General features: G+C 67.7%; 14 protein-coding genes. 12 read left to right on the forward strand and 2 right to left on the reverse strand.

The features are described 5' to 3' along the window. Nucleotides 1–238: 238 nt before the first annotated feature. Nucleotides 239–3,775, reverse strand: a complete 3,537-nt coding sequence (locus P3L18_RS26575) for an indolepyruvate ferredoxin oxidoreductase family protein (RefSeq protein WP_276115806.1) — start codon at nt 3,773–3,775, stop codon at nt 239–241. A gap of 282 nt (nt 3,776–4,057) precedes the next feature. Here P3L18_RS26575 and P3L18_RS26580 point away from each other — a divergent pair, with 282 nt between their 5' ends. The 12 genes from P3L18_RS26580 to P3L18_RS26635 all read left to right on the forward strand — a co-directional run bounded on the left by P3L18_RS26580 (nt 4,058) and on the right by P3L18_RS26635 (nt 20,901). Beyond that, nucleotides 4,058–5,599: a carboxyl transferase domain-containing protein gene (locus P3L18_RS26580; RefSeq protein WP_094602556.1), complete on the forward strand. Its 1,542-nt coding sequence runs from the start codon at nt 4,058–4,060 to the stop codon at nt 5,597–5,599. An 89-nt stretch (nt 5,600–5,688) separates the two neighbouring features. Further along, complete coding sequence (locus P3L18_RS26585; RefSeq protein ID WP_276115822.1) at nt 5,689–7,809, forward strand: biotin carboxylase N-terminal domain-containing protein; 2,121 nt, start codon at nt 5,689–5,691, stop codon at nt 7,807–7,809. A gap of 40 nt (nt 7,810–7,849) precedes the next feature. Next, nucleotides 7,850–8,995, forward strand: coding sequence for an acyl-CoA dehydrogenase family protein (locus tag P3L18_RS26590; protein ID WP_014359145.1), 1,146 nt, complete (start codon nt 7,850–7,852; stop codon nt 8,993–8,995). Beyond that, on the forward strand, nt 8,992–9,510 hold the full coding sequence (locus tag P3L18_RS26595) for a MaoC family dehydratase (protein WP_079931634.1): 519 nt from the start codon (nt 8,992–8,994) through the stop codon (nt 9,508–9,510). The genes P3L18_RS26590 and P3L18_RS26595 overlap by 4 nt, the downstream gene beginning before the upstream one ends. Before the next feature lie 57 nt (nt 9,511–9,567). Further along, nucleotides 9,568–10,464 carry a CoA ester lyase gene (locus tag P3L18_RS26600; RefSeq protein WP_020172135.1) on the forward strand — a complete coding sequence of 299 codons (897 nt, stop codon included), beginning with the start codon at nt 9,568–9,570 and terminating at the stop codon, nt 10,462–10,464. A gap of 31 nt (nt 10,465–10,495) precedes the next feature. Continuing rightward, on the forward strand, nt 10,496–12,172 hold the full coding sequence (locus P3L18_RS26605) for an AMP-binding protein (RefSeq protein WP_276115807.1): 1,677 nt from the start codon (nt 10,496–10,498) through the stop codon (nt 12,170–12,172). Next, complete coding sequence (locus P3L18_RS26610; protein WP_276115808.1) at nt 12,169–14,172, forward strand: acetoacetate--CoA ligase; 2,004 nt, start codon at nt 12,169–12,171, stop codon at nt 14,170–14,172. Before P3L18_RS26605 ends, P3L18_RS26610 begins: the two co-directional genes overlap by 4 nt. A gap of 461 nt (nt 14,173–14,633) precedes the next feature. Next, nucleotides 14,634–15,896, forward strand: coding sequence for a DUF5336 domain-containing protein (locus P3L18_RS26615; RefSeq protein WP_276115809.1), 1,263 nt, complete (start codon nt 14,634–14,636; stop codon nt 15,894–15,896). A gap of 154 nt (nt 15,897–16,050) precedes the next feature. Then, nucleotides 16,051–17,688 (forward strand): DUF6350 family protein, encoded by a 1,638-nt coding sequence (locus P3L18_RS26620; RefSeq protein WP_276115810.1) that lies wholly within the window; start codon nt 16,051–16,053, stop codon nt 17,686–17,688. 151 nt (nt 17,689–17,839) lie between these two features. Then, nucleotides 17,840–18,421, forward strand: a complete 582-nt coding sequence (purN, locus tag P3L18_RS26625; protein ID WP_276115823.1) for a phosphoribosylglycinamide formyltransferase — start codon at nt 17,840–17,842, stop codon at nt 18,419–18,421. After that, nucleotides 18,418–20,022, forward strand: coding sequence for a bifunctional phosphoribosylaminoimidazolecarboxamide formyltransferase/IMP cyclohydrolase (gene purH / locus P3L18_RS26630; protein ID WP_079931642.1), 1,605 nt, complete (start codon nt 18,418–18,420; stop codon nt 20,020–20,022). The genes purN and purH overlap by 4 nt, the downstream gene beginning before the upstream one ends. Nucleotides 20,023–20,154: 132 nt before the next feature. Then, complete coding sequence (locus tag P3L18_RS26635) at nt 20,155–20,901, forward strand: sulfite exporter TauE/SafE family protein (RefSeq protein WP_014359154.1); 747 nt, start codon at nt 20,155–20,157, stop codon at nt 20,899–20,901. Between the two features lie 44 nt (nt 20,902–20,945). On the opposite strand, the gene P3L18_RS26640 is transcribed toward P3L18_RS26635, so the two are convergent. Then, on the reverse strand, nt 20,946–23,717 hold the full coding sequence (locus P3L18_RS26640) for a fumarate reductase/succinate dehydrogenase flavoprotein subunit (RefSeq protein WP_079931643.1): 2,772 nt from the start codon (nt 23,715–23,717) through the stop codon (nt 20,946–20,948). Nucleotides 23,718–23,752 lie beyond the last annotated feature (35 nt).

Consider the following 23,752-nt stretch of genomic DNA (forward strand, 5'->3'; position numbering starts at 1 on the left):
TGTCTCGCCGGGTCTCGAGGCTCGCCGCACGCGGCTCGCACCTCGACCATCGGGGAGAAGGGTCCTCGGCTATCGGGCCGGGTGGGTTGTTCGACCATCGGGGGGTAAGAGTTTTCGGCTATCGAGTAGAACGGGTTATTCGACCATCGGGGGAGGGTCTCGATTATCGATGAGGAGGGGCGCGGACGACACGGGCGCCCCTCGCAGCAGCGAGGGGCGCCCGTGGTGGATGTGGTGGTTACAGTCCGAGGGTGGAACGCATCTGGGCAACGGTCTCGCGATAGCGCGCGACGTTGGCCATCTTGATGCCTTCGTAGCCGCGAACCATGTCCGGCAGGGCCGCAAGCTCGACGATCGACGAATACTGTTGCGGTGTCACCGAACCCGACTCCCAGGCGGCGACGATCGAATCGACCAGTGAACGATACTCGCCGATGAGGGCGCGTTCGGTCCGGCGGATCTCGTTGTAGCCGAAGGGATCGAGGCGGGTGCCGCGCAGCCGCTTCATCTTCGCCAAGGTGCCGAGGCCGGGCTTGGCCCACGCGCCGAGCGACATCTTCTCCTTCATGCCCATGGCCCGCAGGGTCGGCGGGTGCAGACGCACCGCGACTTTCGCGTCGGCGCCGTACTGGTCGGCGACCTGCGCGGCGAACGTCGGGTCGGCGGTGAGCCGAGCCACCTCGTACTCGTCCTTGTAGGCCATGAGTTTGTACAGATTGCGAGCCACCGCGTCGGTCAGCTCGTCGCCCGCGCTGCTGCGATGTACTCGTGCGACGGCGTCGAGATACTCACGGGCGTAACGCTCGTCGGCGTAACCGACGAGATCATCGACGCGCACCGCGATGGTGTGTGCCAACTCGTCGTCGATGCTGCCGAGAGCGGCTACCTGCGACTGCGCCCACTCGCTCGGCTCGGGTGCGGTCACCACCGGATGCAGCCGTGCGATCTCGGCGCGCACGGCATCCGGGTCGGCCACGACCTGACGCCCCCGGCGGAAGGCCTGGGTGTTGGCCGCCACGGCGACGCCGTTGAGACCGATTGCGCGCTCCACGGATTCGGCGCTGATCGGCAGCGCGCCGGCCTGATAGGCGGCGCCCACGGCGAGCATGTTGGCGTACTGCTCGTGACCGAACAGCTCTGTCGAGAGCGCTCCCGGATCGAGGTAGACCGTGCGTGCCACCCGCGAGTCGATCACGTCGTGGATCTGTGCGTCCGAGGGGAATCCGACCGAGGTGTCCACGACCATCGAACCGGTCGGGATACGCGTGGTCGATACCACGGCGGTGGTCCGGTCCGGGGCGGTGACCTTGAGGTTGACCGCGTCGGCGGCGACCAGGGAATCGCACGCGAGGTACAGGTCGCACGTCCCGGAGGCCACCTTGGCGGCCAGCTCGATCGGCCGGTTGGAGATCTTCACGTCGCTGACCACCGCACCGCCCTTCTGGGCCAGCCCCGTCATGTCGACGGTGCGCGCGGCGTGGCCGTCGAGAGTGGCTGCGGTCGCCAGGATCTGGGAGATGGTGACCACGCCGGTACCACCGATGCCCGTGATCCGCAGCGTCGCCACATCGGTGCCCGGACCCGTGAGTGCTCGCGTGACAGTCGGCCGTGGCAAGGAGTCGGCGGCGAGTTCGGCGGCCGTCGCGTTCTGTGTTCGGTTGTTGGTTCCGGGGGTGACGGTGACGAACGATGGGCAATCGCCCTTCAGGCACGAGTAGTCGAGGTTGCACGAACTCTGATCGATGCGGGTCTTGCGCCCGAACTCCGTCGGAACAGGATGCACCGAGAGACAATTGGACTTCTCGCCACAGTCGCCGCAGCCCTCGCAGATGCGCTCGTTGATCATCACCCGAGTGGTCGGGGTGTCCAGGGTGCCGCGCTTGCGCTTGCGGCGCTTCTCCGCTGCGCACGCCTGATCGTGGATCAGGACGGTCACACCCTCGACGGCCGCCAGTTCGCGCTGGACGTCGGCGAGTTCGGAGCGATCACGCACGCTCACCCCGGACGGCAAGGCGTTTGCCTTGGTGCGCGACGGGTCGTCGGAGGTGATGACGATACGTCCGACGCCCTCGGCGAGAAGCAGATTCGTGATCTCGGCCAGGCTGAAGCCACCGACGGGATCCTGGCCGCCGGTCATGGCGACCGTACCGTTGTAGAGCAACTTGTAGGTGATGTTCGCGCCCGCTGCCACCGCCGCGCGGATGGCCAGTGATCCCGAATGGGTGAAGGTGCCGTCGCCGATGTTCTGCACGAAATGATCGGCCTCGACGAACGGCGCCATGCCCAGCCATTGCGCGCCCTCGCCGCCCATCTGGGTGACCCCGGCGACGTCGCCGACCTGGTGGGGGTCCATCAGCAGAACCATGGCGTGGCAACCGATTCCGGCGCCGACGAGGGTGTTCTCGGCCACGTGCGTCGAACTGTTGTGGGGGCATCCGGAACAGAAGTACGGGGTGCGCACGGCCAGCGGCAGTTCGATCCGCGTGCGCCGACGGCTGCTGCGGTCGAGCCAGTCGATCGCGGCGTCGACGTGATGGTGTCGCGCCAACCGCATGGCCAGACCCCGGGTGACCGCGTCGACGTCGAGTTCGCCGAAGCGCGAGAACAGTGTGGACCCGTCCTCGTTGACCTTGCCGACGATGTGCGGGGCGATGGGGTCGCGGAACAGGATGTCGCGCATCATCGTTTCGATGAAGTCGCGCTTCTCCTCGACGACGATCACCTCGTCGAGACGTCCCGACGCCGTGTCGGTGATGAAACGCCGCAAGATCTCCTGCTCGAGCGGGTACACCATGCCCAGCTTGAGGATTCGGATTCCGAGGCGATTGAGATCCGCCTCGGTCAGCCCCATCAGATGCAGGGCCTCGCGCACGTCGAGGTAGGTCTTGCCCGCGGCGACGATGCCGATGCGATCGTCGCTCGAGCGCACTGTGATCCGATTCAGGCCGTTGAGGCGGGCGTACTCATGGGCCCGAGGCATCCGGATGGTGAGCTGATTCTGTTCCAGCTCCATCAGATTCGCGCCGAGAAGACGCCCCGAGGGAACGTGCGGGCTGCGTCCGAGGCCGCCGTATTCGGGGGTGATGCGGGTGGGGTCGAGCTGCACCGTCGAGGCGCCGTCGGCGACGTGTGCGGAGATCTTCAGCGACGTCCACAGTCCGCTGACACGGCTCAGGTGGGCGGCGTGGACACCGAGGTCGAGGATGTCCTGGGAGTCGGCCGGGTACAGGATCGGGATGTAGAGGTCGGCCAGTGCCATCTCCGAGGCGCACGGCACGGTCGAACTCTTCGCGCCGGGATCGTCGCCGACGAGGGCGACCGCGCCGCCGTCGGGGTGGGTGCCGATGATGTTGGCGTGCCGCAGTGCGTCGGAGGCGCGATCGAGACCCGGAGCCTTGCCGTACCAGTAGCCGACCACACCCGAGCGTGGCTTACCGGCGTTGTCGGGAGCCAGCCCGGTCACCTGAGCGGCGACCTGCGACCCCATCACCGAGGTCGCGGCGAGCTCCTCGTTGAGACCGGGGCGATGAACGATGTCGAGGGGCTCGAGCAGTGCACGACGCTTGGCGAGTTCGAGATCGTAACCGGCGAGAGGAGAGCCCTCGTATCCGGAGATGAAGGACGCGGTGCGCTGATTCATGCGGCGATCGACGAGCGCTCGATCGCGCACCATGCGGACGAGGGCGGCAATGCCGCCGAGGAAGACGGTGCCCGATTCGCGGACGTAGCGGTCTTCGAGTCCGCTGGTCGCGGGGGCATGCGGGGCGAGGGTCATGGGTTCTACCTGGCCTTCTGTAGTTGTGGCGCGCGACTCCCATGGGTGGGGAGACGCAGGTGCGGTTGGCCCGTGGGTGGTGGGCTCACCATCACGATACGAAAAATCGTGATCGTCGTCACGTCGGCTGGGACAATGACATCTGCGTGACACCGCGCAGGCGGGTGCGTTACAGTGAGTTCAGTTAATCACCACTAACTGAAAGGTGGGTCGGTGGGTTCCACAGTCACCAGCCCGACGCAGACCGCGCCGCAGAACCGGTCCACGTCGCGCGATGAACACCTGGCCAACGTCGCCGCCCTGCGGCAGGCCCTCGCCACGGCCGCGCGCGGCGGAGGCGAGCGGGCCCGCGAACGCCATGTCTCGCGCGGCAAACTCCTCCCGCGCGACCGCGTCGACGGACTACTCGACGTCGGTTCGCCTTTCCTCGAGGTGGCGCCGCTCGCCGCCCACGCCATGTACGAGGGCAAGGTCCCCTCGGCGGGTGTCGTCGCCGGGGTCGGGCGGATCGCCGGGCGCGAATGCATGATCATCGCCAACGACGCGACGGTCTCGGGCGGCACGTACTACCCGATGACCGTCAAGAAACACCTGCGCGCCCAGGAGATCGCCGCGGCCAACCGCCTGCCATGCATCTACCTCGTCGACTCCGGTGGCGCGATGCTGCTGCAACAGGACGAGGTGTTCCCCGATCGCGAGCACTTCGGTCGCATCTTCTTCAACCAGGCCACCATGAGTGCCGCGGGTATCCCGCAGATCTCGGCGGTCCTGGGTTCGTCGACGGCCGGCGGCGCCTACGTACCGGCGATGAGCGATGAAACCGTGATCGTGCGCAACCAGGGCACCATCTTCCTGGCCGGCCCACCGCTGGTGAAAGCGGCCACCGGAGAAGACGTGTCGGCCGAGGATCTCGGCGGCGGGGCGATGCACTCGTCGGTCTCCGGCGTCACCGACCACCTCGTCGACAATGACGAGCAGGCCCTGGCGAAGGTACGCGAGATCGTCGCGACCCTCGGTCCCCGTGACCCCGCGCAGTGGGAGCTCACCGCAGCCCAGCCCTCGACACGACCGCAGACCGACATCTACGACGTCGTCCCCACCGATCCGCGCACCCCCTACGACGTGCGCTCGGTGATCGAGATCCTGGTCGACGCAGGCGAATTCACCGAATTCAAGGCCAACTACGGCACCACCCTGGTCACCGCGTTTGCGCATCTGCACGGCCATCCGGTCGGCATCATCGCCAACAATGGCGTGCTGTTCAGCGAATCCGCGCTCAAGGGAGCACATTTCATCGAGCTGTGCGACCAGCGACGCATACCGCTGATCTTCTTGCAGAACATCACCGGCTTCATGGTGGGACGCGCATACGAAGAAGGCGGAATCGCCAAGAACGGCGCCAAGATGGTCAACGCGGTCGCCTGTGCCCGGGTGCCCAAGCTGACGGTGATGATCGGCGGCTCCTTCGGGGCCGGTAACTACTCGATGTGCGGCCGCGCTTACTCGCCACGGTTCCTGTGGAGCTGGCCCAACGCGCGGATCTCGGTGATGGGTGGCCCGCAGGCCGCCGACACCCTGGCCACCGTGCGCCGCAACCAGATCGAACGCTCCGGCGGCGAATGGTCGACCGACGAGGAGGAGACCTTCAAACAACCCATCCGAGAGCAGTTCGAGCAACAGTCCGACGCCTACTACTCGACCGCGCGCCTGTGGGACGACGGCATCATCGATCCCGCCGACACGCGCACCGTGCTCGGACTGGCGCTCGAGGCGTGCCGATACGCGCCGCTGACCGAACCGCGCTACGGCGTCTTCCGGATGTGAGGGCTATACACATGACCACGACTTCTGACATCCGTTCCAACGCAACACCGTCCACGCCGACCACGGAAGCGGCCGACCCCGCGGCCGCCGTGGTGACGCCCATCCGGACCGTCCTCGTCGCCAATCGCGGCGAGATCGCCTGCCGCGTCATCGCGACACTGCGCCGGTTGGGCCTGCGCAGCGTCGCCATCTACACCGACCCCGACGCGCACGCCCGCCACGTCCGCGAGGCCGACACCGCCGTGCATCTCGGATCGCTGGTGGCCCCGGGAGATCCACGCTCGGCGGGTAACTACCTCGACATCGGCGCGGTGGTGCGCGCCGCGCAGGCCACCGGAGCCGACGCCGTGCACCCGGGCTACGGATTCCTGTCGGAGAACCAACAATTCGCCGACGCGCTGGCCAGGGCCGGCATCGCGTTCATCGGTCCGCCGGCGTCGGCGATCGCGACGATGGGCGACAAGATCACCGCACGTGCGGCGGTCACCGAACGCGGGGTACCGGTGGTGCCCGGGTTGTCGCGGCCCGGACTGACCGATGACGATCTCATCGCCGCCGCACCGGAAATCGGCTTCCCGGTGCTCATCAAGCCGAGTGCGGGCGGCGGTGGCAAGGGCATGCACCGGGTCGAGAACCCCGACGATCTGCCCGATGCGCTGGCCAGGGCACGGCGGGAGGCGTCGGCGGCCTTCGGCGACGACGCGCTGTTCCTCGAGCACTTCGTCGACACCCCGCGTCACATCGAGGTGCAGGTCCTCGCCGACACCCACGGCCACGTCATCCATCTCGGTGAGCGGGAGTGCTCGCTGCAGCGCCGTCATCAGAAGGTCATCGAGGAAGCGCCGTCGGCGCTGTTGGATGCCGCGACGCGGGAGCGGATCGGACAGGCCGCCTGCGACGCCGCCCGCAGCGTCGGCTACACCGGCGCGGGAACGGTCGAGTTCATCGTGTCCGCCCACCGACCCGACGAGTTCTTCTTCATGGAGATGAACACCCGTCTACAGGTCGAGCACCCGGTGACCGAGATGGTCACCGGAATCGATCTGGTGGAACAGCAGATTCGCGTCGCGCGGGGCGAGGTGCTCGCGATCGCGCAGGAGGACGTGACATTGGTCGGTCATGCGATCGAGGCCCGCGTCTATGCCGAGGACCCCGCCAACGGCTTCCTGCCGACCGGCGGCGAGATCGTCTCGCTTGCCGAGCCCGACACCGCGGCCGGTCAAGGGGTGCGGGTGGATTCGGCGATGCTGCCCGGCCTCGTCGTCGGCAGCGACTACGACCCGATGCTGGCCAAGGTGATCGCCCACGGCGGCGATCGCGCGGAGGCCATCGAACGCCTCGATCACGCGCTGAGCGAAACCCGTGTCCTCGGTGTGGTCACCAACACCGACTTCTGCCGCTTCGTGCTGGCCCGCCCGGAGGTGCGCGAGGCTCGCCTCGACACCGAACTCCTCGACCGGCTGGCCGCCGACTACGCTGCGCCCGAGCCCGTTCCGGAGGCGCTGGCGCTGGTCGGGCTCGCCCGCGTCGGCAACCGGCGCGCCGACGACGTGTGGGACAGTCAGGTCGGTTTCCGGCTCGGCGCGCACGCGCCGGTCGTCAGCAGGCTCAGTGCGGGTACCCACCGGCGCGAGGTGTCGGCGGAGGTCCACGGCGCCGACGAACGTTGGGTCACCGCCGACGTCACCATCACCACCACACCCGATCCCGACGAGGGCACCCCGGCCGCGGATGAGACTGCTGCGGACCGGCACGCTGCGGAGGAGAACACGGCAGAGCCGTGGACCGCGCACGTGGAATACCTTGCCCAGCACGCCACCACGAGCGGACGGACCGCACGGCTGATCGTCGACGGCATCAGTCAGCAGTGGTCGCTCGCCGAGATCGGCGACCAGTGGTGGGCCTCCGGGCCCGCGGGCACGTGGATCGTCGAACTGACCCGCACCGTACTCGACGCCGACGCCGCTCAAACAGCAGGCACCATCGTCAGCCCGATGCCCGGCACCGTCGTCGCGGTATCGGCCGCCACCGGCGACGAGGTCGGCGCGGGCACCGCGATCGTGGTGGTCGAGGCGATGAAGATGGAACACACCCTGACCGCACCGATCGACGGGACCGCCACCGTCTCGGTCGCCGTGGGCGACAAGGTCTCCGCCGGTCAGCAACTCGCCCACATCGACAGCCCGGCCCCCACTCCCGACGCCGCATGACAAGTTCGCAGACGTTGACGCACGAAAAGGACTCCCGCCCATGGAATTGACCCAGGAATACACCGACCTCATCGCCACCGTGCGCGACTTCGCGCAATCGGTCGTCGCCCCGGTCTCGGCGAAACACGATGCCGAACACAGCTTCCCGTACGACGTGATCGCCCAGATGGGCAAGATGGGACTGTTCGGTCTGCCCTTCCCCGAGGAGGAGGGCGGCATGGGCGGCGACTACTTCGCGCTCGCACTGGCGCTGGAGGAACTCGGCAAGATCGACCAGTCGGTGGCCATCACCCTCGAGGCGGGGGTCAGCCTGGGCGCCATGCCGATCCACAAGTACGGCACCCCCGAGCAGAAGGAGCGGTGGCTTCCGGATCTGACCGCAGGCCGGGCGCTGGCCGGCTTCGGGCTCACCGAACCCGGCGCCGGATCCGATGCCGGTGCCACCGCCACCACCGCGCGTGACGACGGGGACTCGTGGATCATCAACGGCGCCAAGCAGTTCATCACCAACTCCGGCACCGACATCACCTCGCTGGTCACCGTCACCGCCGTGACCGGTGTGAAAGACAACGGCCGCAAGGAGATCTCGACGATAGTAGTGCCGTCGGGCACGCCGGGTTTCGTCGCCGAGCCGGCCTACAACAAGGTCGGGTGGAATGCCTCCGACACCCATCCGCTGACCTTCACCGACGTCCGGGTCCCCAAGGAGAACCTCCTCGGCGAGCGGGGCCGTGGTTACGCGAACTTCCTGTCGATCCTCGACGAGGGACGGATCGCGATCGCCGCACTGGCCACCGGCGTCGCGCAGGGATGCGTCGACGAGAGCGTGAAATACGCCAAGGAGCGCCAGTCCTTCGGCAAACCGATCGGTGAGTACCAGTCGGTGTCGTTCGCGATCGCCCGGATGGAGGCGCGCGCCCACGTCGCACGCACCGCGTACTACGACGCGGCGGCAAAGATGTTGGCGGGCAAACCCTTCAAGAAGGAAGCCTCCATCGCCAAGATGATCGCCAGCGAAGCCGCGATGGACAATGCGCGCATGGCCACCCAGATCCACGGTGGGTACGGCTTCATGAACGAATATCCGGTCGCCCGCCATTACCGTGACTCGAAGATCCTCGAGATCGGGGAGGGCACCACCGAGGTCCAGCTCATGCTGATCGCCCGCGAGCTGGGATTCTCATGAGCGAGAATGCCGAAGCGACGTCGACGCCGGTCCGGGTGGTGCAGCGTGGACTGTGGTTCGAGGAATTCGCCGAGGGTACGATCTACGAACATCGACCGGGCCGCACGGTGACCGAGGCCGACAACGTCCTGTTCACCACGCTGACGATGAACACCCAGGCGTTGCACCTCGACGCGGCGTGGTCGGCGACGCAACCCGGGTTCGGTGGGCAGCGACTCATCAACTCGATGTTCACCCTCTCCACCATCGTCGGCTTGTCCGTCGCGCAGCTCACCCAGGGCACCCTGGTGGCCAATCTCGGTTTTTCCGAAGTCGACTTTCCCGCACCGCTGTTCGCCGGCGACACGCTCTACGCCGAGACCGAGTGCACGGGCAAACGCGAGTCCAGGTCGCGGCCAGGAGAGGGAGTGGTGCACCTCACCCACATCGGCCGCAACCAGGACGGGGTGATCGTCGCCAAGGCGGCACGCGCGACACTGGTACGCAGGCGCCCGTCGGACTCGTCACCGACCTGAGGCCGAGAAGGGCGTCGAGAAATCCGTGCAGCGACGACGAAGGAGTCGAAGGAGATCATGACCTTGCCAGTGGCGGAATCGTTCGGAAATGCCTGGGCGCCCGCAGGACCTGCGATGCTGTTCTGTCCTGCGGACCGACCCGAGCGCTACCAGAAGGCCGCCGACCGCGCCGATGTGGTCATTCTCGATCTCGAGGACGCCGTCGCCCCGGAAAACCGGGTGGCCGCCCGCGAGGCATTGATCGCCCACCCGCTCGACCCCGATCGCACCGTGGTGCGGATCAATCCGGCAGGCACCGGTGACTACCGGCGCGACCTCGCCGCGCTCTCGGACACCAACTACCGGGTCGTCATGCAGGCCAAGGCGGAGACGGTGGAGTCGATCACCGAAACCGCGTTGCAGACCATCGCATTGATCGAGACCCCCACCGGGGTGGTGCGGGTCAACGACATCGCCGCCGGCGTCAACTGCATCGGATTGATGTGGGGCGCCGAGGATCTCGTGGCCGGGCTCGGCGGCAAATCCAGCAGGTTCGGCCCGGACGAGCCGCGTTCGGGCACCTATCGCGACGTGGCGCGTTATGCGCGTTCGGCGGTGCGACTCGCAGCGGCGGCCAACGGCAAGTTCGCCGTCGACTCCGTACACATCGACTTCCGTGACATCGACGGGCTTCGCGACGAGGTGACCGACGCCGTCGCACTCGGATACGCCGCCACCGCCTGCATCCATCCCTCCCAGGTCGACATCATCCGCGCCGGCTACTCGCCGAGCGACGAGGAACTCCAGTGGGCGCGACGCGTCATCGATGGGGCCGCCGAGTTCGGGGGCGGCGTGTTCAGCATCGACGGACAGATGATCGACGGCCCGGTGTTCCGCCAGGCCGAAGCCGTCCTCTCGCGTGCGGCCGCCTCGGAGGCATCGAGTACCGAGACTTCCCCCGCACCGACCACCTGAGTACCCGCCACATCGGAGGAAAGTGATCACCATGACCGAATCGGCTTCCACGCGAGACGACTCCGAGCTGAGTTACGCCCGGGGCGACGCAGCACCGCCGCTGCTGATCGAGACGATCGGGGCGACGCTGGCTCGCATCACCGAACGCCACGGTGACCGGATGGCCCTCATCGACGCCCCGACCGGCGCCCAGTGGACCTACGCCGAGTTCCGCCGTGACGTCCTCGCGCTCGCCGCCGGACTGTGCAGACTCGGCGTCGCCGCAGGAGATCGGGTCGGTCTGTGGTCGCCCAACAGGGCCGAATGGGTGCTGACCCAGTATGCGACGGCCGAGATCGGTGCGATCCTGGTCAACCTCAATCCCGCATATCGCCAACACGAGATCGAGTACGCGCTCACACAATCGGGCACCAGTGTGGTGGTGGCAGCCGAACGGTACAAGGACTCCGACTACGCGGGCATGCTCGCCGCCGCTCGTCCGGCCGCGCCCGAACTGCGCGAGGTCGTGCTGTTCGAGAGTTCGCAGTGGGCCGAGCTCACCGCGCCACCCACCGCGGACGAACTCGCCGCGGTCGCCGATCGGGCCGCCGGGCTCACCGCCGATGACCCGATCAACATCCAGTACACTTCCGGGACAACGGGATTCCCGAAAGGTGCGACGCTCTCGCACCGCAACATCGGCAACAACGGGTACCTGGTGGGCGAGCTCCTCGACTACAGCGCCGACGACCGGATCTGCATTCCGGTGCCGTTCTATCACTGCTTCGGCATGGTGATGGGCAATCTGGCCGCCACCAGTCACGGTGCGACCATGGTGATCCCGTCGCCGACCTTCGACCCAGAAGCCGCCTTGCGCGCTGTCGCCGAGTACCGGTGCACGAGCCTCTACGGCGTGCCGACGATGTTCATCGCCGAACTCGCCCTGCTCGATTCGGGTGCCGAATTCGATCTGTCGACGCTGCGTACCGGCATCATGGCGGGCTCGCCGTGTCCGGAACACGTCATGCGCCAGGTGGTCGACCGTATGCACATGGGGCAAGTGTCGATCTGCTACGGCATGACCGAGACCTCACCGGTGTCGACACAGACCCGCATGGACGATCCGCTGGAACTGCGGGTCGGCACCGTCGGTCGGGTCGGTCCGCATCTGGAGATCAAGGTGATCGACCCGGTCACCGGAGAGACGTTGCGACGCGGCGAGACCGGCGAATTCTGCACTCGCGGTTACAGCGTGATGAGTGGTTACTGGAACCAGCCGGACAAGTCGGCTGAGGTCCTCATCCCCGAACCGACCGATCCACAGGGCTCACCGTGGATGCGGACCGGTGATCTCGCGGTGATGGACCCCAACGGGTATGTCCGGATCACCGGGCGCATCAAGGACATGGTGATCCGCGGTGGGGAGAACATCTACCCCCGTGAGATCGAGGAATTCCTCTACACCCACCCCGACATCCTCGACGCGCAGGTCATCGGTGTCCCCGACGAGAAGTACGGCGAGGAACTGATGGCATGGATTCGGCTGCGCGACGGCGCATCCGAACTCACCGCCGACGACGTCCGCGAGTTCGCGACCGGCAAGATCGCCCGCCACAAGATCCCGCGCTTCGTCCACGTGGTCAAGGAGTTCCCGATGACGGTGACCGGTAAGGTCCGCAAGGTGCAGATGCGTGAGGAGTCCGTCGAGATCCTCGGAACGCTGCGATGACCGACGGCGTCGGGTCGGTGATCACCACCGACAAACGTTCGCAGATGGACGAATTCGTCGACGCGGTCTCGCGGCAGTACGGCATCGACGTGTCCGGTTACCCGGAGTTGTGGGCGTGGTCGACGAGCGAGCCGGCCGCTTTCTGGCGGTCGGTATGGGAGTTCTTCGAACTCTCCGAGATCGCGGGTCCGCTCGCAGAAGGTGACGCCGCGGTGCTGGCCTCGGTCGACATGCCCGGTGCGCGTTGGTTTCCCGACGTTCGGCTGAATTACGTCGATCAGGTGTTGCGGCACGCCCGCGCGGTCGAGGCCGGTGCGGCCACCGATCGCGCGGCCGTCGTCGGCATCGGTGAGAGCGGTGACCGTACGGCGATCGCGTGGTCGGAGTTGCCGCACATGGTCGGGGCGCTGGCGGCGACCCTGGCCGATCTCGGCGTCGGCGTCGGGGATGTGGTGGCCGCGTATCTGCCCGACGTCCCCGAGGCGGTCATCGCGTTCCTCGCGACCGCGTCGCTCGGTGCGATCTGGTCGGGGTGCGGGCAGGACTACGCACCCGAGGGTGCCTCGGCCCGGCTCGGGCAGTTGCATCCCAAGGTGTTGTTCTCGGCCGGCGGATATCGCTACAACGGCAAGGACATCGACAAGACCACCGACAGTGCCGAGCTCGCCGCAGCCCTGCCCGAGCTCGCCGGGCACATCGTCGTCGGCGGCACCGACCACCGCCCGGAATCGGGTCCACGTGTCCTGTCCTACGCGAGTGCCATCAGCAATTCGTCGACGGTGAACCCGGTGCCGGTGGCCTTCGATCATCCGCTGTGGGTGCTGTTCAGTTCCGGCACCACCGGTCGGCCCAAGGGCATCGTGCACGGTCACGGCGGGGTCGTCGTCGAACATCTCAAAGCCGCTGCGCTCCATGCCGATCTCGACGAGTCCGATGTGTTCTTCTGGCAGACGGCGCTGAGCTGGATGATGTGGAACTTCCAGATCGCCGGTCTGCTGTGCGGCTCGACGATCGTCTGCTACAGCGGTTCTCCGCTGTATCCCGACGCGGATCGGTTGTGGCAGATCGTCGCCGCGGAGAAGGTGACCTACTTCGGTACCAGCCCCGGCCAGTTGCAGGCCTCCCGCAAGGCCGGGCTCGTACCCGGGCGCGATCATGATCTGTCGGCACTGCGGACCATCGGCAGCACCGGGTCGTCACTGGCCGGTGACCTGTTCGAGTGGATCGACGACAATGTGGCGCACGGACTCCCGGTGTCCTCGATCAGCGGTGGCACCGATGTGGTGACCGCCTTCGCCGGTGGCTCGGTCGGAGAGCCGGTGGTTCCGGGGGAGTTGTCGGTCCGTTATCTCGGTGTCGCGCTACAGAGTTGGGCACCCGACTGCACGCCGGTGATTGACGAGGTGGGCGAGATGGTGATCACCACCCCGATGCCGTCGATGCCGGTCGGCTTCTGGAACGACCCCGACGGATCACGGTATCGTGCCGCCTATTTCGAGCACGAATGGAGCTCGGTCGGGCCGACGACGCCGGTCTGGCGACACGGCGACTGGGTCACCGTCACCGACCGCGGATCGCTGATCATCCACGGCCGCAGCGACGCCACGTTGAACCGCCACGGCATCCGGATGGGATCGGCCGACATCTACGAGGTGGTCGAGAGCATCGACGAGATCGCCGAGGCGTTCGTCCTGGGCGTCGACGGCCCCGACGGCGCGTATTGGATGCCGCTGTTCGTCACCCTCGTCCCCGGAGCCGAACTCGGCGACGACCTGCGCACCCGGGTGGTCGCCGAGATCCGCTCGCGGCTCTCGCCGCGCCACGTGCCCGACGAGCTCATCGTCGCCCCGGCCATTCCGCACACCCGCACCGGCAAGAAACTCGAGGTGCCGGTCACTTCGGTCCTCGCCGGCCGGTCGGTCGACATCGATCCACGATCCGTCGACGACTACTCGCTGATCGCCTGGTACGAAGAGCAAGGAGCGAAACACGCCTGGTGACGGGGTTTCGTCGCCACCAACCGGTGGTGACGTTCCTGTGGCGCCGACGCTCTTCAACCGATGGTCGACGTTCCCGTGGCGCCGATTCCTTTGGATCGATGGTCGAGGTTTTCGTAGCGCCGACGCTCTTCAACCGATGGTCGAGGTTCTCGTAGCGCCGATTCCTTTGGATCGATGGTCGAGGTGCGAGGAGCGATAGCGACGAGCCTCGAGACCCCTTGCGCCACAGCTGGTTCCGCCCCGCAGTCCGCATCACGCAACCCCGCCTGAACCCCGCCGACCCCGTCATTCATCCAACCGACGACCGGTCGCCCGGCACCTCGGCGTCATCCACAACCGGGCGTGGGACCCTGTGGCGCGTCCGCGCGATGTATTAGCGTGGTCGGGTGAGTGCGCTCAGGGCGCGACAACTGTGCGCGCCGGGGGAGACGCGACAAACACGTATTCGGTAGGAGAATCTCATGAGCTACCAGCCAGGAAGCGGCTACGGGCAGCAGCCCGAGTCCGGACAGACCCAGGGTCAGCAGGGGGCGGGCTATTCGCAGCCCGGCCAGGCATCCTCGCCGCAGGGCCATCCACAGCAGCCGACCTACGGTCAGGGCTACGGCCAGACCGCCGGCCAGCAGGGTTACGGTCAACAGGGCTACGGCCAGCAGGGCTACGGTGACCAGTCCGCCTACGGTCAGCAGGGCTACGGCCAGCAGTCGGGCTACGGCCAACAGGGCTATGGATCGGGCTACGGGCAGCAGGACTACGGTCAACAGGGCTACGGGCAACAGGGCTATGGCCAGCAGGACTACGGGCAGCAGGGATACAGCCAACAGGGCTATGGCCAGGCATACGGCCAGCCCGCCGCACCCAAGCAACCGTTCGCCGGCGTCCCGCCGATCGTGGCACCCGTCCTCGCGGCCACCATCGGTGTGCTCGCCGTCGTCCTGCTGTTCTGCGGGTTCGCGGCCGGTTACACCATCCAGGGAAACGTGGTCAACGACACGCAGAAGCTCTTCGCTTCCGATCTCAGTGCCGCCTACGTCCTGGTTGTGGCGACCGGATTCCTCGCGTTCACCGGGCTGATCAAGTCCTACCGGGTGGCACCGCTGGTCGCGGCCGGGGCGACCGCCGGCGTGCTGCTCACCATCATCATGTATTCCGGTGCCGATCTGGACGAGTCCAGCAACTACTCGCTCGGCCACGGTGCCGGCGCGATCATCCTGCTGGTGCTCTCGATCCTGATCTTCCTGATCGCCATCGGTTGGTTGCTCCTCGATCTCGGTGTCGTCAAGACCGCCGCCGCACCCGAAACCGGTACCGCGGCGCAGGCCACCGACCCCGCGGCCGCCTCGGCGCAGGCCACCACCGCATACGGCTACGGCGCCTCCACTCCGGGGGTCACCTCGCAGGCACAGGGCACCGCCTCCCAGCCGGGCGCGACCGCGGTGATCCCGGGCGCGACCCAGGCCACGACCGCCTACCCGACCGCGGGCACCGCATCGTCGGGTGCCCCGGCCACCACCGCCCAACCGTCGGGCGCCCAGCCGACCGCAGCGCCGAGCTATGACCCGTCGTCGTATGCCGGATACGGGCAGGGGGCGCACGCCGCTCCGTCGGCCGGCGCGGCTCCCGGGGCGACCGCGGCGATTCCGCAGGCCGGATCCGAGGCGGTCTCCGGCTCCGAGAGCACCTCGATCTTCCAGAAGCCGGAGCCCCCGCAGGCCAACAGCTGACTTCAGCAGCTCTCTCGCGCAGACGTAGCAGAAGGTTCGCCCTGAGCGTTACCTTCTGCTACGTCTTCGCGCAGAGCGTGCGTTTGATCGCTTTCTGACTCGACTGCGGCGCGTCTGCGACACCTCACACGCCCCACGTGCCACGCTCGAACCAATGCCCACGCTGAGAACAGTTGCCTCCGCCGACAACCTCGCGACCCGACTTCGCGACGCTCGGCAGGCCCGTCGCGCCCATCATGACCGCCCCGAACGTGGCCCGCGCGAGCTGATCCTGATCGCGTTCGCCGTACCGGTCGTCTCGATCCTCGTCACCCTGGTCATCGTGTTCGCGGTGCTGATGATGGCCGGTAGCGGACTGTCGGGAATCGGAACGGCCGTCGCCACCTGTTGGCTCGCCATCAACCAGGTCCCCCTGAGCATCGCCGGGGTGAGCATCGGCATCCTCCCGATGCTGCCGACCCTGCTCGTCGCCGGCGGAACCGCAGCGGTGGTGGCGTCGAGTTGCCGGTCCCGTCACACCCTCTCCGAGTACGTGGCGGTCGGCGCGTCGGCCGTCGCCGGTGCGCTGCTGATGACGGCCATCGCACTCGCCGTCGTCATGGACGGCTCATCGGTGCTGCCCATCCAGAGCCCCAACGCCCTCGAGGCGTTCGGCCTCACCCTCGTCGTGCAAGGTCTCGCCGCCACCGCCGGGGTCGTTCTCGGACGGAGCGAGCTGGTCACCAGCCGCCTCAGCGCCGCCGACCGCCGCGGCATCCGCTACGGATTCGTGGCCGTGCTCGCGCTGTTCGCCGCAGGTGGCCTGCTGATCGTGCTGCGGTTGATCCTGAGATTCGACGCGCTGCGCGATCTCGTCTCCGGCGGCTACGACTTCGACGGCTACCTGGGACTCACCCTGCTGTCGGTGTTGTACCTGCCCAACCTGATCATCGGAGCGGCCGCCGTCCTCGTCGGTTCCGAGGCGCACGTCGGCGGAGCGTCCGTCGACCTCTTCGCCGCCCGCGGCGGATCGGTGCCCGCTCTGCCGGCACTGGCCGTCCTGCCCGACCACACGGTGTGGTGGGCGGCGTGGGGTCTGCTCGTTCCGCTCGTGATCGCCGGTGTCGTGGCCTGGCGTTGCCGCACCTCCGACCCACTGCGGTACGCGCGCTCGATCGGCATGGCTGCCGCGGTCGCCGCGACAACCATGGTGGTGTTCGGCTGGCTGGCCGGCGGCACCCTCGGGGAGATCGGTGCCGCGGGTATCACGCTGGTCACCGCCGGCGTGTACACGCTGGGGTGGATCGGGTTGTCCGGACTCGTGATCGGCCTCGTCCTCAACTTCCTGCCGGCACTGCGCTCCCGCACATCAGCAGCGGCCGGGCGTGATGCCGACGACGGCGATTGGCTCGATGCCGTCGACGCAGACGACGACGCGACAGATGAGTACACCGACGAATATCTGGCCGACGAGTACTCGGCTGACGGCGAGTTGGCCGAGGGCGAGTTCGATGACGGGTACGAGGACGTCGATGACGGCTACGCCGCCGACGGTGAATACGCGGACGCCGACCTCGCCGAGGGTGAGTACTCCGGCCCCGACGTCGAGGACGGTGATCTCGATGGCGCCGACGCCGATGATGCAGCAGACACCGACCCGGCAGACAACGACCCGGCAGACAACGGCGGCGACGTCGACGCGACGCCCACAGCACGCCCGCACCGGACCCGGGCAGCCCGGATCGACCCCGACGACCTCGACGATCCCTGGACGTACGACGACGCGGATACCGTGACCCGTACGAAACGCTGATCGTCGCTTCCGGCGCGCGTTTGCGACGTGACCGAACGCGGTGGCAGTTGCCGCCCCGACGCCGTCGGTCGGTGACCGGCCCACTAGGCTCGCACGTGTGACTGGCGCTCTCCCCGACACCCCGACCGCCGATCGTGTGGCGATCGTCGTGATGGCGTCGGGGACCGGATCGCTGCTCGAGGCCCTGCTCTCCCGCGCGGCGGAACCGGGGGCGCCGTTCGGCGTCGTGGCCATCGCCGTCGACCGGGAGTGCCGCGCCGGCGAAATCGCGACGCGTGCGGGCATTCCGCTCGTCATGTGCAGGATGGCCGAGTATGCCGACCGTGGCGGATGGGACGCGGCGCTGACCGCGCAAGTCGCCGAATTCGCCCCGGAGTGGATCGTGACCGCCGGATTCATGAAAATCCTTGGTCCCCAATTCCTTCGACGCTTCGGTGGTCGGATCGTGAACTCGCATCCCGCGCTGCTGCCGGCGTTTCCGGGTGCGCACGGCGTAGCCGACGCCCTCGACTACGGGGTCAAGATCACCGGCACGACGGTGCACCTGGTCGACGAGGGCGTCGACACCGGTCCCGTGCTCGCCCAGGTCCCGGTCGTCGTCGAGGACGGCGACACCGCGGAGTCCCTGCACGCACGTATCAAATCGGTGGAGCGTGTGCTGCTCGCCGACGTGGTGACGGATCTCGTCACCCGAGGAGTTGTCATCGACGGACGAAAGGCCCACATTCCGTGAACGCACCCAGCACCGACGCCTCCCGCCGCCCCATTCGCCGGGCTCTGGTCAGCGTCTACGACAAGAGCGGGCTGGCGGAGCTGGCGACCGCACTCCACGGCGCCGGCGTGGAGATCGTGTCCACCGGGTCGACCGCGAAGACCATCGCCGCACAAGGTGTCCCGGTGATCGAGGTGTCGGAGGTGACCGGTTTCCCCGAGTGCCTCGACGGCCGGGTCAAGACGCTGCACCCCAAGGTGCACGCCGGTATCCTCGCCGACACCCGTAAACCCTCGCACGTCGATCAGTTGACCGAATTGGGCGTTGCGGCTTTTGATCTCGTCGTGGTGAACCTCTACCCGTTCACCGATACCGTCGCCTCCGGCGCGGGCCCGGACGAGTGCATCGAGCAGATCGACATCGGCGGTCCGTCGATGGTGCGTGGCGCGGCCAAGAACCATCCCAGCGTGGCCGTCGTCGTCGACCCCTACGATTACGACGCCGTGCGTGCTGCCGTGACCGACGGCGGGTTCTCGTTGCGGCAGCGACAAGAACTGGCAGCCAAGGCTTTCCGGCACACCGCCGACTACGACGTGGCGGTGGCCTCGTGGATGTCGAGCGTGGTGGCCCCGCCTGCGTCGACCGCTCAGGGTGAACACGAGCCCACCGGAACCGGATTTCCCGAGTGGGCCGGCGCCACATGGGCGCGTTCGGCGGTGCTGCGATACGGCGAGAATCCTCATCAGGCCGCGGCCCTGTACCTGTCGACCGCCGACCACGAGGGCCTGGCCTCGGCAGAACAGCTGCACGGCAAGGAGATGAGCTACAACAACTACACCGACTCCGATGCGGCGTGGCGCAGTGCGCACGACTTCGACGCGCCGGCCGTGGCGATCATCAAGCACGCCAACCCGTGTGGCATCGCGGTCGGCGCCGACATCGGCGAAGCGCACCGTAAAGCACACGCCTGCGACCCGGTCAGCGCCTACGGCGGGGTGATCGCCGCCAACCGCGAGATCACCGTCGAGATGGCCGAACAGGTCGCCGAGATCTTCACCGAGGTGCTCATCGCCCCGGGATTCGCCGATGGCGCGTTGTCGGTGTTGCAGCGCAAGAAGAACATTCGCATCCTGCGCGCCGTCCCGCCCAAGCGCGGCGGAATCGAGACGCGGCCCATCTCCGGTGGCCTGCTGATGCAGGACCGCGACGTCCTCGACGCCGCCGGCGACAACCCGGCCGGCTGGACGCTGGCGGCCGGCGCCCCGGCCGACGAGGACACCCTGCGCGATCTCGAATTCGCCTGGCGTGCCTGCCGTTCGGTGAAGTCCAACGCGATCCTGCTGGCCAAGGACGGCGCCTCGGTGGGCGTCGGCATGGGTCAGGTCAACCGGGTGGATTCGGCGCACCTCGCCGTCACCCGCGCCGGTGAGCGGGCGGCCGGCAGCGCGGCCGCTTCCGACGCGTTCTTCCCGTTCCCCGACGGCCTGCAGGTCCTCATCGCCGGTGGCGTGAGCGCCGTGGTGCAGCCGGGGGGATCGATCCGCGACAACGAGGTCATCGAGGCCGCCAATGAGGCCGGCATCACCTTGTACCTGACTGGTGCACGGCATTTCGCGCACTGACATGACGCCCGGTCGGCGCCAGATCTCGTCGACCGGGCGCAGTTTTTCGTCGACCGTGCGCTCTATCCCGTCGACCGTGCGCTCTATCGCGTCGACCGTGCGCTTCATCGCGTCGAGTGTGCGCCGCGACCGATGAGCATCCTCGACTATCTCCTGCTCGTCGTTGCCGGATTCGGGGCGGGCCTCATCGGCTACGTCACCGGCCTGGCCTCCGTCGTCAGCTATCCGGCACTCCTGGCGGTGGGCCTGCCGCCGATCGCGGCGAACGTCACCAACACCGTCGCACTGGTGTCGGTCGGGATCGGCAGCCTCGGTCAGTCCGGGCGCATCCTGCTCGACGGTGACCGCCGACGCCTCGTCGGCGGGGGAGTGGCCGCGCTGATCGGCGGCTCCATCGGCGCGGTCGTCCTGCTGCTCGCGCCCGCCGACAGCTTCAAGGTCACGGTGCCCTACCTCGTGGCCATCGCATCGATCGCGCTGCTCCTGCAACCCCGGCTGCGCGACCTGGCATCCCACCACGTCGACCGGCCCTGGATCTGGTACGTCGGTCTGGCGGTCGTCTCGATTTACGGCGGCTACTTCGGTGCCGGCGCCGGAATCATGCTGCTGGCACTGGCGCTCATCTTCACCAGCGAATCACTCTGGCGGGCAACGCTGTTGAAATCGCTGTTCCTCGGGATCGCCAACCTCGTGGCGGCACTGCTGTTCGCCGTGTCGGGTCCGGTGCACTGGACGGCGGCGCTGGCCATGGCGATCGGTTGCCTCGCCGGTGGCTGGTGTGGGCCGCCGACCGTCAAACGTCTACCGGCGGCGCCGTTGCGGATCGCCGTCGGGATCGCCGGACTCGGCCTGGCGGTGTGGCTGGGCGTCGACGGATGATCTCGCCGGCGCGCGTGTGGCACACCGCCTCACGCGCGCAGGCCTCACACTCCTGCCGTACTGGCGCGAACCGTACTGGCACGAACCGTACTGCGACGCACCGCCGCCCGGACATCGGCGTCCGAATCCTCGGCGGCACGTTCGAGAATCGCCCGCACGTCGGGGTCGTCGGCCCAGAGCGACAGGGTCAGGGCCGCGGCTCTGCGGACGTCGTGATGCACATCGTCGAGCGCGCCGGACAACGCCGCAACGGTCGACTCCGCACGTGCCACGGCCAACCCGCGCGCGGCGCCGACACGGACCTGCCAGGCGCTGTCGCGCAATGCCGCAACCAGCTGCGGCCCGTCGATCTCGGCGTCGCCGAGGTGAGCCATCGCAGCCAGCGCGGCAGCGCGCACCAGCGGATCCCGGTCGCTTGCCAGGACGCGGATGGCTCCGCCACCTACGCCGTTGCCGCCGACCCTGTTGCCACCTACCCCATTACCGCCGGCCCCGATGGTGGCGAGCCCCTCGGCGACCGCGATACGGACCTCTCGGTTGTCGTCGACGACTGCCTCGGCGATGGGGGCGGCCGCGTCCAGCGACACCAGGGCGCCGATGGCCTCGATCCGGACGCGATGGTCGGCGTCGGAGAGAGCGTGGGTGAACAGGTCGCGATCACCGGAACGCAACGCGCGCAACAGGTCGACGACGGTGGAGCGCACCACGGGATCGGCCGAGCCGACGTGGTCGCGTAGCGCGCCGAGTAATTCCGGCGTGGGTTCGAGGATTTCGACGAGTTCCCGTAGCCCGTGCGCGGCGGCGGCGCGGACGTCGGTCGACCCGTCGGCGAGCGCCGCGACGAGCGCGGTGTCGAACGCCTCGGGTGTGGTCTCGCCGAGCACCGAGATCGCCGTGCGGCGCACGGTCGCGTCGTCATCGTCGAGGTAGGTGTCGAGGTCGGCGGCGTGCGCGGGGGACAGAGCCAGGAGTTGAACGATGCGCGGAGAGGCCGCGGCCGGCGGTTGCGATACCGGCGGACGCACCGGACTGTCGACTCCCCGATATCCCGGGCCGCTGACGATCGGGGGCTCTTCGATGGCGATCACCGACCGGTCCGTCGGCGGAATGTGGTCGAGGCCCTCGACCCCGACGAGGTAGGGCTCGACGGGGCGGCCCACGAACTCCATTGTGCCGTCGGCCGATTTGCGGAGATTGAGGTGATAGCCCCACTTGTCGTCGCGTCGGTCGGGCAGGTCGGCGCGTTGGTGGTAGAGGCCCCAACGACTTTCGGTGCGCGTGAGGGAACTGCGGGCCGCGAACTCGGCACAGTCACGGATGAACGACACCTCGGCACACCGCATCAGCTCGTGCGGCGTGCGTGCACCCATCTGCTCGATGTCGGCGCGCATGCGCTCGAAGGTCTCGATGGCGATGGCCAGTTTGTTCGACGTCTTCGGCGGCGCCACATAGTCGTTGACGAAGCGTCGGAGCTTGTACTCCACCTGGGGTTGCGGTGGCCCGTTGGGGTTGCGCAACGGGCGGTAGATCAGTTCGTGGGCTGCGGCGAGCTGGTCGGACGGCAGGTCGGCGGGCATCGGTAGCTCCCGTGCGGTCTCGGCGGCATGTGTGCCGGTGAGCTCGCCGTACACGAAGGCGCCGATCATGTAGTTGTGCGGCACGCACGCCAGGTCCCCGGCCGCGTACAAGCCGTCGACGGTGGTGCGGCCGTTCTCGTCGACCCACACCCCCGACGCCGAATGTCCACTGCACAAACCGATCTCGGAGATGTGCATCTCGATGTCGTGGGTGCGGTAGTCATGTCCGCGATTGCGGTGAAAGGTACCGCGGGTGGGGCGTTCGGTGGTGTGCAGGATCGATTCGAGGGCGCCGAGGGTCTCCTCCGGCAGGTGACTGACCTTGAGGTAGATCGGACCACGCGCCGAATCGATCTCGTTGCTCACCTCCGCCATCATCTCGCCCGACCAGTAGTCGGAGTCGACGAAGCGCTCGCCGGCGGCGTTGACCTGGTAGCCGCCGAACGGGTTGGCCACGTACGCACACGCCGGTCCGTTGTAATCCTTGATCAGTGGATTGATCTGGAAGCACTCGATGCCGCTGAGCTCGGCTCCGGCATGGTAGGCCATGGAGTATCCGTCACCGGCGTTGGTCGGGTTCTCGTATGTGCCATACAGATAGCCGGAGGCGGGAAGGCCGAGCCGACCGCACGGTCCGGTCGCGAGGATCACGGTCTTGGCCGCGATCTCCACGAATTCGCCGGTGCGCGTGTGCAATGCCGCGGCGCCCACGGCCCGTCCGTCGTCGGTGAGCACGCGTACCGGCATCAACCGGTTCTCGATCGTGATCCGTTCGCGCATCTCACGTTTGCGCAGCACCCGGTAGAGGGCCTTCTTGACGTCCTTGCCCTCCGGCATCGGCAACACATACGACCCGGATCGGTGCACCCGACGCACTGCGTACTCGCCGTACTCGTCCTTCTCGAATTTCACGCCGTAGCGCTCGAGGCGTCCGATCATCGCGAAACCTCGTGTGGCCGTCTGATAGACGGTCTTCTGATTGACGATGCCGTCATTGGCGCGGGTGATCTCGGCGACGTAGTCCTCCGGTGTGGCCTTGCCGGGGATGACGGCGTTGTTGACGCCGTCCATCCCCATCGCGAGGGCACCCGAATGACGGACATGTGCCTTGTCGAGCAGCAGCACCGACGCGCCGTGCTCGGCGGCGGTCAACGCTGCCATGGTTCCGGCGGTGCCGCCGCCGATCACCAGCACGTCACAGTCGCGCCGGGTGCGATCGGCGAGGTCGGGAATCTCCATGGGCTCCATCGGTTCTCCGGAGGTCGAGGATGATG

Source organism: Gordonia sp. N1V, assembly GCF_029269935.1.
GTDB classification, from domain to species: Bacteria; Actinomycetota; Actinomycetes; order Mycobacteriales; family Mycobacteriaceae; genus Gordonia; species Gordonia polyisoprenivorans.